Source organism: Pseudomonas sp. gcc21, from assembly GCF_012844345.1.
In the GTDB taxonomy this organism is placed as follows: domain Bacteria; phylum Pseudomonadota; class Gammaproteobacteria; order Pseudomonadales; family Pseudomonadaceae; genus Halopseudomonas.
Genome location: NZ_CP051625.1, coordinates 3,706,194 through 3,719,724, shown reverse-complemented (window position 1 = coordinate 3,719,724; position 13,531 = coordinate 3,706,194). Strand labels below are relative to the sequence as shown.

Below are 13,531 nucleotides of genomic sequence, written 5' to 3'. Positions count from 1 at the left end.
AATTCCTGCGTCCGTACACCGTTCATCTCTCGTGATGAACTCGCCAAACCGCGTCAAGTCATAACTCACACAACCGAAACGACTTGTCATTGGCGGCGAGGAGGATATTCCATGCCACGCGGAAGCAAGGACAAATACAGCGAGAAACAAAAGCGCAAAGCCGAACACATTGAAGAAAGCTACGAAGAGAAAGGCGTTTCCGAAAATGAAGCCGAGGCGAGAGCCTGGGCCACTGTGAATAAACAATCTGGTGGTGGCGAACGTTCGGGCGGCTCAGGACAGAAGAAATCCTCACAGCAAAAGCACAAAGACGCCAGCCAGTCGGCGCGCCGAGCGGTTGCTACCAAGCGGGGTGAGCCTCGGAAGGACCGCTCGCTTGAATCCGAAACCAAGCAAGAACTCATGGAAAAAGCGCGCGCAAAGAACATTCGCGGCCGCTCTTCGATGCGCAAGCAGGAACTGGTTCAGGCTTTGAAAAAAGCATCCTGACTGAGTACGTGAATTAACCGCTGCAACTTACTGCGATCGCGGCGGCCGGATCGATACCTACATAACACGCCGGCTGCCGCTCGCCTCAAGACCACACGCTCTAACTGATACGTTTCTAACCGGGAGAAGTCATGAACACCTTGCGAGCATTAACTATCGGGGCTGCCACATTAGGGGCCGCCGCGTTCATCTATCACAAGATGTCTGAACAGAAGAGCTTTGGGCCGGCACGCTTTATCGATACTGCAGCAGCAAAGGGATTTTCCGAGATTGAAGCGGCGCGACTGGCATTGGAGAAAACCAACTCGGTAGAAGTTAAATCTTTCGCTTATAAAATGATTGAGGATCACCTCGAGATAAACAAGGAGCTCAGACAGCTGGCTCGCGAAAAAGGCCACGAGCTGGACGAGGAAACCGACCTGATCAATAAAGCTCGATCAATGTTGCTCAGCCTGCGCGAGGCGGACAGTTTCGATATGGCCTATGCGGACCATCAGGTCGCCGCACACGAGCAGATCGTGGCTATCTTTCAGCAAGGCACTCATCTAGACGATTTTGAAGTGAGCAACTTTGCCCAAACAATGCTGAGCAAACTCGAACATCACCTTAAAATGGCCAGAGCCCTGACCAGGAATCTGCGCGAAGCGCCCGCACACCCCATCGACAAACCTGGGGTAAGCGCTTCGTCAGCGACCAACGAGGCGGTGAACAAGCCCGCCCCCCAGACCAGCAGCATGCCGCTGATGGACAAGGAGGCGCCTGAGGTCAGCACAGGCACCCCGCAACAGAACCGTGGCAACGCGGCTAATCCCAAGCACTGATATTTCCTGGATTCCAGGCCTAGGGGATCGAAGCTGGAAGGTACCGGCTTGAGGCTTGAGGCTTGAGGCTTGAGCTAAAAGGATCGCACCAGCAAGCTAGCGCCTGGAAAAGAGCAATAACCCCCAGGCCGGACCAGCTCTCCCCTTGGCAAAGGGGGGGGGAACAATGGTTCGGCTTTTCAGTTTGAATCGCACTCCACACACCTCAAACCACCGCGTTAAAGCGCAGCGCAATCCGGTTAGAATGACGTGACATTCGACGCACCGGAGCCGGCATGAACGCTGACAAACCCCTCGCGGGTCTCAAGATTATCGAACTCGGTACATTGATCGCAGGCCCCTTCGCCGCACGTATATGTGCTGAATTCGGCGCAGACGTCATCAAGGTCGAGTCCCCCGACGGCGGGGACCCGCTGCGTAAATGGCGCAAGATTTATGAGGGCACATCGCTGTGGTGGTTCGTGCAGGCGCGCAACAAAAAATCGCTTACGCTGGATCTCAAGCAAGCTGCCGGCCAGCGCATCCTGCGCGAACTTCTCGCCGACGCAGACATACTGATCGAAAACTTCAGACCCGGCACTCTCGAGAAGTGGGGGTTGGACTGGGACGCGTTGCACCAGCTTAATCCACGACTGGTCATGGTGCGCCTTTCGGGCTTTGGGCAAACCGGCCCGATGAAGGATCAGCCCGGCTTTGGTGCGGTCGGCGAATCAATGGGCGGGCTGCGCTATATCACCGGCTTCGAAGATCGCCCGCCGGTTCGCACCGGCATATCCATCGGAGACTCCATTGCGGCGCTATGGGGCGTGATCGGCGCGCTCATGGCCCTGCGTCATCGCGATGCCGGTAGCGGCGAAGGCCAGATGGTCGATGTGGCGCTATACGAAGCGGTATTCGCCATGATGGAAAGTATGGTGCCGGAATACGACGTGATTGGTTATGTGCGCGAACGCAGCGGCAATATCATGCCAGGCATCACCCCTTCTTCAATTCATACATGTAGCGATGGCAAGGCCGTTCAGATTGGCGCCAACGGCGATGCAATCTTTAAACGCTTCATGTATGCCATTGGACGCAGTGACCTTGCTGAAGATGCCAGTCTCGCCGATAACGCCGGGCGCGATGAGCGCCGCGACGAACTCTATACCGCAATAGATAAATGGGTAGAAAGTCAGACCCAGGACCAGGTATTGAACGTATTGGCCGACGCAGACGTACCCGCAAGCCGAATATTCTCGGTCGCCGACATGTTCTGCGATCCGCAGTTCCTGGCCAGGGAAATGTTCACTCAGGGTACGCTCCCAGATGGCAAGCCGTTCAAGATGCCTGGAATCATCCCCAAACTCTCCGCCACGCCGGGATCAACCGAGTGGGTCGGGCCAGCGCTGGGCGAACATACAGATGCCGTGCTGTCAAAGCTGGGTTATACGCCGGAACATATCCAGGACCTGAGGCAGCGCAAAGTCATATAAGCGGGCGGCGCCGTGCCTGCACGACGCGACCGCTTTGCGAGGCGCCTTATGTTACGCGCCATCGTTTTGGCGATTAAGGAACCTCTGAAAACGTAGCGAGCGAAGGTCAGGCGAGGCGAAATCCGACAAAAAGTGCACCGGGCTGGCGTACCAGTTTACGCGTTGTAAATGAGCACTTTGAGGAGGATTTCAACGCAGCATGGCCGAACGCAGTAGTTATCCAGAGGTTTCTTAACGGAATCCAAGGAACGAAAGGATAGCCAGGACAATTACCACAGCGCCAACGATGTATACGATGTTATTCATGAGGTTACCTCTTATGGAAATTAAGAGCTGAACCGTACTTGAGCACAGTCCCACTTTATTTAACGAGCGGGCCTTGAAGTTCCAAAGCCCTTCCCGCTGAAATTTTGGACAGCGCAACGTCCAGAAAAGTTTGTTTCGATTTCAACTTAGCTTTCATCTAATTCGCAGGCGCGCGGATATTGATAATGAACTTTTTATTACGAAGTATTCCTATAGCGCGTAAAACGCTGTTAGGGCATAAAACTTATTGAAACGCCTTGTCAGGTTCAGTCGGTAAGAATGGCTGGAGGCAACCCCTGGTCCCGTCGCCGGCGCGCCTGCATGCGGATTCCTAGAATACGCCCCCAAGGCGAGTCTACCGGTGCCTGCCATGCCTGCTGATGTAACCAGGCCAGTGAAGCGGCATCGCCTGCCAGGGCGCTCTGCTCAGCTTTGTCCAGCGCACGCGGCCCGTGTTCAAGACAGTCCTGACACAGATGTTCAAGCCAGGCAGCGCGCGGTCCCCGCCGTCTATCCCGTGCCAGGGAGACCTGCAACGCGTTGATTTGCGGATGGACGACCGCTTCATGAAAGGCGGGAAAGTCACCGGTTGCTGTCTCCAGTCCGCGCGTGTCAGTCAGGCCGTCAATCAGCTCCGAGCCGTGTGTTTCTTCGGGAATCATCAACAACTTGCGCCGTCGCAGCCCCTGTCCTACGCGCACTTTGCCCAGGATGACGAATATGGGTGCAGCCAGTACCAGCGGCAGCGCGACCGGCAGGGACCAGAGGAAAAACATGGGATCCAACCACCAGGCAAAGGAGGACCAGGAAATGGCCAGCAAGGTGCCTATTGCCTGATTGAGTATGGCCTTGCCCCAGCCAATTTCCCCCGCGCGGTTCTGCCCAGCCCAGCGTAACGTGACGTTCAGCACGGCCTCGAGGATGTACCGCGAATGAGCGAGCATACGAATCGGCGCCAGCAAGGCTGAAATGAATATCTCCATCAACACGCCGGCCGACAAGCGCAGGAAACCGCCAAACGCTTTTGCACGCCCGCTCAATACAGCATCGATCAAGGCGAGGAATTTGGGCAGGAACAGCAGCGTCATGGTAATCCCTACCAGGACCACAGCCCGTATCGGCTCCCACTGCGGCCAGAGCGGATGCAGCTGGTACGGATCGGGAAAATAATCAATAGGCATGAGCACCATGCGCGCGGCTTCGATCGTAGTCAGCACCAGAAAAGCCAACCAGAGTGGCGAGGCAAAGTAGGACATGATGCCATTGACCAGCGCCATGCGATGCGCAACCCGCATGCCCTTGCCGCGCAGCAATAACCATAGGTGCTGCATATTGCCTTTGGCCCAGCGCCGGTCGCGTGTCAGTTCTTCTACCAGAGTCGGCGGCGACTCCTCATAGCTCTGGTCCAGCCCTGGCTCAAGCCAGACCTCCAGACCGGCCCGCCCCATATAGGCAGCCTCGACAAAGTCATGACTCATGATCGGGCCGCGAAATAGTCCCCAGCCTGGCAGCTTGCGCAATCCGCAATATTTCATGAACGGCTGGGTGCGCAGGATCGCGTTGTGCCCCCAGAACGCAGCCTCGCCGAGCTGCACCGCTGCCAGGCCGGTGGTGAACAAGGGACCGTACAGCTGATTGCCGAACTGTTGTATGCGAGCGAATACCGATTCGCCATTGAGGAGTGCAGGACTGGTCTGCAAAATCCCCACGCGGGGGTGGCGCTGCATCAGCTGAACCATACGCACCAGCGTCCGCCCGCCCATGAGGCTGTCAGCGTCGAGCACCACCATATAGGCGTAGTTGCGCCCCCAGCGCCGGAGAAAGTCGCCGATGTTTCCGCTCTTGTAGTTCAGGTTCAGCGTGCGCCGTCGGTAGAACAGCCGGCCCTCGGCGCCCAGCTCCTTGCACAGACCCGCCCAGGCGGTCTGCTCTCTGAGCCAGATGTCCGGGTCGCGGCTGTCGGAAAGGATATGGAAGTCAAAATGCTCCAGCTGGCCGGTGCGCTCGAGGCTGCGATAGACCGACTTCAGCCCGCTCAGGCTGCGCTCGACGGACTCATGATAGATGGGCATGACAATCGCCGTGCGCGCGAGCGTTGTGCCCGCCAAGGTGGCTTCATCCTGCTGGGCCAGCAGCGAATGCGCGTCGCCGCCCAGTCGGCGGATACAGAAACCGATCAAGCCCACCCAGAAGCCGATGGAAATCCAGGTGAACAGAATAGCGAACAGCACCGCCATACCTACTTCCAGCCCTGTGCCGCCGTTATAGGGCAGCACCGAAAGCATGAAATAGGTGGCGATAGCTGTCTGCAGCAAGACCGCCAGCAGCAGAAAACTGCGGCGCCAAACAGCGGCACGACGCCAATGCGAAGCACCCAAATGCCGGTCGGCTTCGGGCAATTCCGAACGGAGCGCAGTCATCAGTGCGTGCCGTAACCGATGCTGCCGCGGCAGATCGGCGGGGCTGGCGTCGGCACAGTGGCAGGCGACAATTCGAAGCGCTCCCTGACCATCTCCATGCAGACCCGGAAGAAGTCCGGGACATCCGCATCGAGCGCTTCCTCAACAATACGCAAGGCCTTTCGCTCCACACATGTATCAACTTCCACGCCGGTCCATTGCAGATATGCAAGCACTCTGGCCAGCGCTATTTCAGCCCGTATCGGCTGCATCAAACACTCCTTATTTACGCTGCATCACACCCAGCACGCCGCTGCCAGGCGGAAGCTCATAGCTCCACGTTTCGCTGAGGGTATCTTCGTTCTGGCTGAGGTAGGCACGCAGCGACAGCGGCCTGTCGGCTGCAGGTCGCGCCAGAATAGACAGCCGCCAGCGTTGCAACGGCTCGACATACTCGACGAAATGCTCGAGTACTTCGGTGTCTTGCAGGCCGCTGACGTGGCCGACGACCGGTGCGTCGGGTTTGCGATCGGCGAGCGGACCGCCGGCGAAGTCGGCAATCACCCGAACTGAACCCGGCTGGTCGCCACCGCCCACCCGCATGCCATCGCCAAGATAGGTATCTACCGCGCGCGCCAGAGGTTCGTTCGCCACGCGGTCTCCCCCAAAGCGTGCGGTATAGTTGAAGTGCAGCGACTGCTCTTTGCTGATCTGCCCATCAGTACGCCAGAACGCCACCACATTGTCGTTGGTTTCATCTGACGTCGGCAGTTGCACCAGCACCACCTGGCCCCGCCCCCAGTCACCCTCGGGCTCGATCCAGGCACTGGGTCGCGTTTCATACCGTGCCTCAAGGTCCATATAGTTATGAAAGTCCGTGTCGCGCTGTATGAGACCAAAGCCGCGCACGTTTTCGGTGGCGAAGTAATCGATACTGAGCGGCTGGGGGTTGCGCAGCGGCCGCCACAGCCACTCGTCGGTGCCACCGTCGTGAATCAGGAGTCCGTCCGAGTCATGCACTTCCGGCCGCCACTCACCCGGCGGCAGCAGGGTATTTTCACCGTAGTAGAACATGCTGGTCAGCGGTGCGAGCCCAAGCATTTCCACCGACTGGCGGGGGAACAGCGCCGATTCGACTTTGAGCGCAGTCTCCTCACCCGGTGTGACAGTGAATTTGTAGGCTCCGGCAAGGCTTTTACCGTCCAGCAGGCCATAAAAAGTCATGCTTTCCGCGTCGGCTGCAGGTTTCTCGAGCCAGAATTCGATAAACGAAGGAAATTCCTCACCACCTGGCAATCCGGTGTTGACTGCTATCCCGCGACCCGACAGCCCAAAGTTGTTTTCCTTGCCCACCGCGCGGTAATAGCTGGCGCCTGCGAAAACAAGGAACTGGTTCATGACATCCGGCCCATCAAAGGGAAAGGTCAGCTTGAACCCGGCGTAGCCCATATCGGCCGGGACCAATCGCTCAATGTCCGGATTGGGATAGGTAAACTGCGCCTTCTCGAAATTGACGGGATCCACTGCGCCCTGATTGACCACATTGATACGCACCGCGTGGTTATAGAACAGCCCCGGCGGGATCATCATCACCTTGAATGGCGTCTCGTCGTCATGCCAAAGGCTGCTTTCTGGCTTGAAGCGAATCCCCTGATAATCCTGATAGTTGAGATCGCGGAGAAAGCGCGGCACCTGAGCGGGGGCTGCGTAAGGCCGGGACGCCAGTTCTCTGGCTTTTCCGATTACAGTTTCGAAGTCGAAATTCTGTTCCTGGGCCAGAAGCGGCATGGACAGCACAAAGGGCAACGCCCTGAAGAAAAACCTGATCATCTTTAAGCAGTTCCTTGCGAGCATTCAAGTGCTAAACAGTTGACCCCGAACGGGCCGTTAGAGTCCGCCTCCATTCCATCGCGAACCGCGATGGAGCGGGAATAACCCCAGTGTCTTCGGCCGCCGGGCCATCGAACACTCCCATGACAACGCACACAAATACGCAGCTGATTAGTGCCGTGAACCATCATGAAGTTCCGGACCCACCCGGACGGGCGTATTCTGCAACCGGCTCCCACATCCTTTACACTGGCTAAATACACAAACAGGAGCGCTAGATGGCCAAGCCAAATTACTCGTTTGAAAAACGTCAGCGAGAGCTGAAGAAAAGCAAACAGCAGGAAGAAAAGCGCCAGGAAAAAATCGCACGTAAAGCCGCAGCTGAGAATGAAGCCAATCCGGCCCGGGACGGGGCTGCTCCTGATCAAGCGACACCGGATGACAGCGGGAAGAATGAGTAATCCGGTGCGGTTGCGCAGGCGTCAACCGATACCGGTAAAGAGCGCGCCGTGCGTGTCCACGCGGCCAATCAACAACCTGCATTGATGGAGTAGCGTTTGCTGACCCTGCCACTGTTCGTTCTGGCCCTGTTTCTGCTAAGCATGACGCTGCTGGCGAAAATTCGCCTGCATGACTGGTGGCTGCGTGCGTGCGAATTCCCCCGCCTGCAGATCGCGACCCTGGCGCTGCTGGTCGTTGTGCTGTCGGCCTGGAGCGAAGAGCCATGGCAGATGCCGACAATCGCCTGTGGGCTTCTGGTACTGGCCGTTCAGTTGTACCGTATCCTGCCCTGGACCCGATTGTGGAAGGTGCAGGTACTGCGCGCCAAGGATGCGGACCAGGACAGCTGCGTTACCCTGCTTATCTCGAATGTATTAACGCCCAATCGCAACGCCGATGGTTTGATCAGCCAGATTCTGGACCAGCAACCCGACGTAGTCCTGACCCTGGAGTCTGATGAATGGTGGGGCGAGCAACTGGACGCCGCGCTGGCAGACTGGCCGCACCGCGTCAGCGTTCCCCAGGACAACCTGTACGGCATGCATCTGTACTCACGGCTGCCATTGCACGATATCGAGATCAAGCGCCTGATCCAGGACGACATCCCGTCGATTCATGGTGGGCTCGAGCTCGAGGACGGCAGCGTCATCAACTTTCATGCGTTGCATCCACGGCCACCCGCGCCCAACGAGAGCAAGGAGTCACTCTGGCGGGATGCCGAGCTGTTGCTGGTCGGCAAGCATGTCCACGAGCGCAACGAGCCCGCATTATTGATTGGCGATCTGAATGATGTGGCCTGGTCCCGTACTACCCGCACTTTCAGCCATGTGAGCGGCATGCTCGACCCCCGCTGTGGTCGCGGAATGTTCAATACCTACAATGCCTGGCACGTGCTGCTACGCTGGCCACTGGACCATATATTTGTCACCCGGCATTTCAAACTGTGCGCAATCAAGCGGCTGAAGCAGTTTGGCTCTGATCACTTCCCCATCATGGCGACACTCTGCTACACGCCGGACGAAGCCCGCGACCACGAGAAACCGACAGCGGACGCCGAGGAGAAAGAGCAGGCCCGCGAAACCATCAAGGAAGCGCGTTCACGCGAGCAGGAGGAATGACACGCGGCGCAGCACGTTGCACTGCCTGCTACACACAGGGCGGGTAAATCACCACCGGCAACGTCACCGCTGCGGCGGCGACGGCAGATAGCAGGTAAATACCGCCACTGATGCGTGCGATGAACTTCCGCTGGGAGTCCTCGGTGACAGGGGTATCCGGCCCCGCTTTCCAGCACCGGTAGGTGGCAATGAGCAGCAGCAGCGTGACGCACGCACCCAACCCCAATAGCAGCGCATTGATCCACGTCCGAGGGCCGAGCTCCGCAGCGGGCGGCGCAATATTGCAGCCTACGCCCTGTAGCCCGTACAGCACGACGAACCAGACTGACCAGATGATCAACCCCAGGACCAGATGTATCGGATGTGTAAACGAAAACATCAGCTACCTCCCCATCCCATAGGCAGCAAGACGAAAGCCGCGACTGCCAGCCAGAAAATAGCCAGCGTATACACCCACAGGGGCCACACCACGAAGGGCTCATAGGGTACGCGCAGACTCACATAGCCGAACTGAACGCGCATCGCCTGCATCGCTGTTACCACTGTCGTCAGCCCACTATGGATCAGCAGATACATCAGCATCACCGTCAGCACCGAATCATGCGCAAGCTCGGTGGCTTGCAGGGGTGCGCTGAGCAATACCCACAACAACAGCCCGAAGTGGGCCAGCCCGATGACAGATGCCAGCCAGAACAGCCCTTGCATACCCTTGGCATTGCCTGCGCGCAATCGCCCTACGGCATAGCGAAACACCAGTGCAGCGACCGTCAACAGCGCCCCGCTGATCAGCAATAGCGACAGATCAAGCGGCCCCTCGTCCGGCGCTTGCCATTGCGGTGCTGCAGTCCACAAATAAAACCAGCCGAACAGCATTGAGGCGTAGAGCGTCCCATTGCCCATCATCGCAACGACCATCCCCCACAGGCCCGGGCTGTCGAACGTGCGCGAATGCAACGGCGGATCGGTGCGCTCGTCTGCAGTCAGTGGCGCGCTACTCGCGTGGGCGCCGTTATGCCAGCTCCAACGCAACAGGGACAGTACCGCGAATACCGCAGCTACCAGCGCCACCCAGTAAAACTTGGTCAGCAATCCCAGGCAGACAACGGCAATGATCGCCCCGCTTTGCAACGGCAGCCATGAGTTGGTCGGCAGATGAATTACCTGCATGACCTTGCCGCTTGCAGCTTGTGAGCCATAGATCTCGCGGCGGCCGTGACCGATATCAGCCAGGCCGTAATTGCCATTGGCAATCTTCTGCGGCAATTCCGGATCTTCGAACAGGGGATGTCGGGTCGGCACATCAGGCAGACTGGCAAAATTGTACGGGCTGACTGGCATCTCGACTGCCCATTCCAGCGAGTCCGCATTCCATGGGTTCTGCCGCGCGGGTCTGCCAAAGCGGAAGTGCAGCAGCACATCGACTATGATCGCAGCGATACCAATGGCCATGATAAAGCCGCCGATCGACGAGATGAGGTTGAACAGGTCCCAGCCCAACCCGGCTTCATAGGTGTAGACCCGACGCGGCATGCCGAACAAGCCGGTCAGATGCATGATCAGGAAGGTGACATTGAAGCCAATAAAGGTCAGCCAGAAACCCCAGCGACCCAGGGTGTCTGAAGGCATGCGTCCGGACACATGCGGCAACCAGTAGTAAAACCCTGCTATCAAGGGGAACAACATGCCGCCGACCAGTACATAGTGCATATGCGCGACTACAAAGTGCGTGTCGTGCACCTGCCAGTCAAACGGCACCAGCGCCAGCATGACGCCGGTCAGCCCGCCGGCGACAAAGATGATAAGGAAGCCCAGAATCCACAGCATGGGTAGGTGAAACACCACCCGCCCGGTCCACAGGGTGGCGATCCACGCAAAGAACTGGATAGCAGTGGGTATCGCTACCAGCATGCTTGCCATCGAAAAGAACGCCAACGCCAGCGAGGGTATCCCGACGGTAAACATGTGGTGGACCCAAAGCCCGAAACTGATGAAACCCATCAGGATGATTGCCAGCACAATCCAGCGATAACCGAGCAGCGGACGCTGGGCAAATACCGGGATCAGCGTGGAGACTATTCCGGCACCCGGCAGGAAGATGATGTACACCTCCGGATGCCCGAACAGCCAGAACAGGTGCTGCCACAACAGCGGATCACCACCGCCCGCCACTTCGAAAAACACCATGCCTGCGGCACGCTCAAGCTCCAGCAGGATGCTGCCGAGAATCAGCGGTGGAAAGCCGAAGACAATCATCAGGGCCATCGCCAGGATGTACCAGCAGAAGATCGGCATCTTGCGCAGCGACATCCCGTTGGCCCGCGTGCGCAGGATCGAGACCACCAGCTCGACCCCGGCGGACATCGCCGAAATCTCCACAAAGGTGATGCCCAGCAGCCAGAAATCCGGCCCCAGGCCCGGCGAATAAAAGGATCCACTCAAGGGCGTGTACATGAACCACCCGGCGTCGGGGGCCATGTTCAGGAACAGGCTTGAGACGATAATGATGCCGCCGAACAGATAACAGTAATACCCCAGCGCGCTGAGACGGGGGAATACCAGATCACGGGTCCCGATCATCTTCGGGATCAGGTACATCGCTGCGCCTTCCAGCACCGGAATGGCGAACAGAAACATCATCACCGTACCGTGCATGCTGAAAATCTGGTTGTAGGCGCTGGAGCTGAGAATATCCTGTTCCGGCAATGCCAGCTGCGTGCGCAGCAACATCGCCAGGATGCCGCCGATCAGGAAGAACACCATGCCGGTGACAACGAAGCGCAGCCCCACAGACGTATGGTTGACCGCGGACAGTTGGCCCCAGCCGGGCAGGTTTCCCCATACCCGATCAAACTGTTCCAACCGCGCGCGGTTGCCTGCGTTTCTGAGCTCACTCATCGGCCTGCTCCTGCGTCAGCCAGGTTTGAAATGCCTCTGGTTCGAGGGCCTCCACCACGAAATGCATATGCGCGTGGCCCGCCCCGCAAAATTCGGCGCAGTGGCCCCGGTACGTCCCGGGTTGGTCCGCCTGGATCCGAATGACATTGGTACGGCCCGGAATCACATCCAGCTTTCCGGCCAGTCGCGGGACCCAGAAGGAATGAATGACGTCGGCGCTATTCAGATGTACATCGACCGGCACCCCAGCGGGGACGACCAGCCGGTCCTCCAGCACGATATCACTGTCGGGATAACTCACGTCCCAGCGCCACTGCTGCGCCATAACATTCAGTCGTACGGGTTCGCCCTGCTCCAGGGGCAGCGGCAGCATGGCTCGCCCTATCGGCAATCCGAACGCCAGCACCACCGCCAGGCTGACCCCTGGAAGTACCAGTCCGCCCCAGATAACCCAACGGTTTTGCAACCGCTGCGACTGCTGCTGGTCAACATCTCCAGGGTCCCGGCGCATGGCGTAAAACCACAGGGCAAACACCACCAGCATCACCAGGGTGAAGTAACCGAACATGCCCCACCACAACCAGGACGCCGCGGTTGCGGAGGGCCCGGCGGGATTCAGGGCAGAGAACGGCCCGCCACAACCGCTGACAAGCATGCACAGGCCAAGCAGCCCCGCGCCTGCTAACCTTTTGAAGACCGCTCCGGAACGGAAACCGGCGATGACTTCTGCGAAACCACGAGGATCACGATGAATTCCGCTTCCATTGCCAGCAAACTCGCCATTCATGGTCACCCCATCCATCCGATGCTGATTCATTTTCCGGTGGCGGCGCTGATCGGTGTCATAGGGACCGATGTCGCCTATGTGCTGACCCAGGATTATTTCTGGGCGCGCGCCAGCCTCTGGCTGGTCGGTATCGGCACGCTGGGCGGCTGGGTATCGGGCACCATCGGGTTGCTTGACCTGGTTATCGTCAGCCAGATCCGCCGTCTGATCACCGCCTGGTGCCACGGCATACTCGCCGTGATGATGCTGTCGCTCGCCACGCTCAACTGGTTGATACGCCTCGATGAGCCGGCGAGCGCCCTGTTTCCATGGGGCATCTATCTGTCGTTGCTGAGCGGCGTGATGATCTCCCTGACCAGTTTCCTGGGTGGACAGCTGGTTTACGACCACGCTGTCGGGGTGTCTCACGAGAAAATCAGAGAACGCGCCGAGCGTCTGGGTGTGGATCCCTAATACCAGCCGGCTCATGGCAGGACCTGCAACGTCGGTTTGGCGAGCACCAGCCAAACGATTCCAACAATCAGTACGCACTGCACCAGACCCAGGACCCAGCACCAGCCAAGGATCGGCTTGCCGTTCCCGGACTCGGCACGCAGGATCAGCAACCCCGTCGCCGCGTGGGAAAGCACCAGCCCTGCCACCAGGGTCAGTTTGGCGATGAGCCAGACGTCAACCGTGTGATCAATCAGAAAAACCAGGGTTCCGGCAATAATGGCGACCAGTGCGGCAGGGGTAGCGATGCGCGTGAAGGCCATGCGCGCGACTGAATCGAAGGGGTCGGAGGGCTCACGAAACGCGTTTTCTCGGGCCAGGCTGCCGGCAATCAGAGCGGGGAGATACAGCAGCGAGGCAGCCCAGAACAACAAACCAATCAGATGTGGCACGAGGAACCAGAGCATGCGCTGGGCCGTCT

Annotated in this window: 13 protein-coding genes; 6 read left to right on the top strand and 7 right to left on the bottom strand. The window is 58.5% G+C overall.

All coding sequences use genetic code 11. The features are described from left to right. Window positions 1-111 precede the first annotated feature (111 nt). The 3 genes from HG264_RS17325 to HG264_RS17315 all read left to right on the top strand — a co-directional run bounded on the left by HG264_RS17325 (window position 112) and on the right by HG264_RS17315 (window position 2,782). Entirely contained in the window at window positions 112-489 is a 378-nt protein-coding gene (locus tag HG264_RS17325) for a Rho termination factor N-terminal domain-containing protein (protein ID WP_169408767.1), read from the top strand. A 131-nt stretch (window positions 490-620) separates the two neighbouring features. Continuing rightward, window positions 621-1,310, top strand: a complete 690-nt coding sequence (locus HG264_RS17320) for a DUF4142 domain-containing protein (protein ID WP_169408766.1) — start codon at window positions 621-623, stop codon at window positions 1,308-1,310. 275 nt (window positions 1,311-1,585) lie between these two features. After that, window positions 1,586-2,782, top strand: coding sequence for a CaiB/BaiF CoA-transferase family protein (locus HG264_RS17315; protein WP_169408765.1), 1,197 nt, complete (start codon window positions 1,586-1,588; stop codon window positions 2,780-2,782). Window positions 2,783-3,354: 572 nt separating this feature from the next. Here HG264_RS17315 and mdoH read toward each other — a convergent pair. Genes mdoH through HG264_RS17300 form a run of 3 tightly spaced genes read right to left on the bottom strand, consistent with a single transcriptional unit; the run spans window position 3,355 to window position 7,317 of the window. Beyond that, a complete protein-coding gene (gene mdoH, locus HG264_RS17310) occupies window positions 3,355-5,508 on the bottom strand; it encodes a glucans biosynthesis glucosyltransferase MdoH (RefSeq protein ID WP_169408764.1) in 2,154 nt (717 codons plus the stop codon). Then, window positions 5,508-5,759: a hypothetical protein gene (locus HG264_RS17305; protein ID WP_169408763.1), complete on the bottom strand. Its 252-nt coding sequence runs from the start codon at window positions 5,757-5,759 to the stop codon at window positions 5,508-5,510. The genes mdoH and HG264_RS17305 overlap by 1 nt, the downstream gene beginning before the upstream one ends. Before the next feature lie 10 nt (window positions 5,760-5,769). Continuing rightward, the gene (locus tag HG264_RS17300; RefSeq protein ID WP_169408762.1) at window positions 5,770-7,317 is read right to left on the bottom strand and encodes a glucan biosynthesis protein G; all 1,548 of its coding nucleotides are present in this window, start codon (window positions 7,315-7,317) and stop codon (window positions 5,770-5,772) included. 278 nt (window positions 7,318-7,595) lie between these two features. On the opposite strand from HG264_RS17300, the gene HG264_RS17295 reads away from it, so the two are divergent. After that, a complete protein-coding gene (locus tag HG264_RS17295; RefSeq protein ID WP_169408761.1) occupies window positions 7,596-7,778 on the top strand; it encodes a hypothetical protein in 183 nt (60 codons plus the stop codon). Window positions 7,779-7,874: 96 nt separating this feature from the next. Then, window positions 7,875-8,936 carry an endonuclease/exonuclease/phosphatase family protein gene (locus tag HG264_RS17290; RefSeq protein WP_169408760.1) on the top strand — a complete coding sequence of 354 codons (1,062 nt, stop codon included), beginning with the start codon at window positions 7,875-7,877 and terminating at the stop codon, window positions 8,934-8,936. 28 nt (window positions 8,937-8,964) lie between these two features. On the opposite strand, the gene HG264_RS17285 is transcribed toward HG264_RS17290, so the two are convergent. From HG264_RS17285 to coxB, 3 genes are read right to left on the bottom strand one after another with little or no spacing between them, the layout of a single operon-like run. Further along, window positions 8,965-9,315, bottom strand: a complete 351-nt coding sequence (locus HG264_RS17285; protein ID WP_169408759.1) for a hypothetical protein — start codon at window positions 9,313-9,315, stop codon at window positions 8,965-8,967. Further along, a complete protein-coding gene (gene ctaD, locus HG264_RS17280; RefSeq protein WP_169408758.1) occupies window positions 9,315-11,831 on the bottom strand; it encodes a cytochrome c oxidase subunit I in 2,517 nt (838 codons plus the stop codon). The genes HG264_RS17285 and ctaD overlap by 1 nt, the downstream gene beginning before the upstream one ends. Further along, the gene (coxB, locus tag HG264_RS17275; RefSeq protein WP_218573017.1) at window positions 11,824-12,618 is read right to left on the bottom strand and encodes a cytochrome c oxidase subunit II; all 795 of its coding nucleotides are present in this window, start codon (window positions 12,616-12,618) and stop codon (window positions 11,824-11,826) included. The genes ctaD and coxB overlap by 8 nt, the downstream gene beginning before the upstream one ends. Between coxB and HG264_RS17270 the strand changes: the two genes are divergently transcribed. Continuing rightward, a complete protein-coding gene (locus HG264_RS17270) occupies window positions 12,574-13,071 on the top strand; it encodes a DUF2231 domain-containing protein (RefSeq protein ID WP_372240246.1) in 498 nt (165 codons plus the stop codon). The two genes, coxB and HG264_RS17270, sit on opposite strands and share 45 nt — an antisense overlap. A gap of 11 nt (window positions 13,072-13,082) precedes the next feature. Here HG264_RS17270 and HG264_RS17265 read toward each other — a convergent pair whose 3' ends face one another. After that, on the bottom strand, window positions 13,083-13,517 hold the full coding sequence (locus tag HG264_RS17265; RefSeq protein WP_169408755.1) for a CopD family protein: 435 nt from the start codon (window positions 13,515-13,517) through the stop codon (window positions 13,083-13,085). Window positions 13,518-13,531 lie beyond the last annotated feature (14 nt).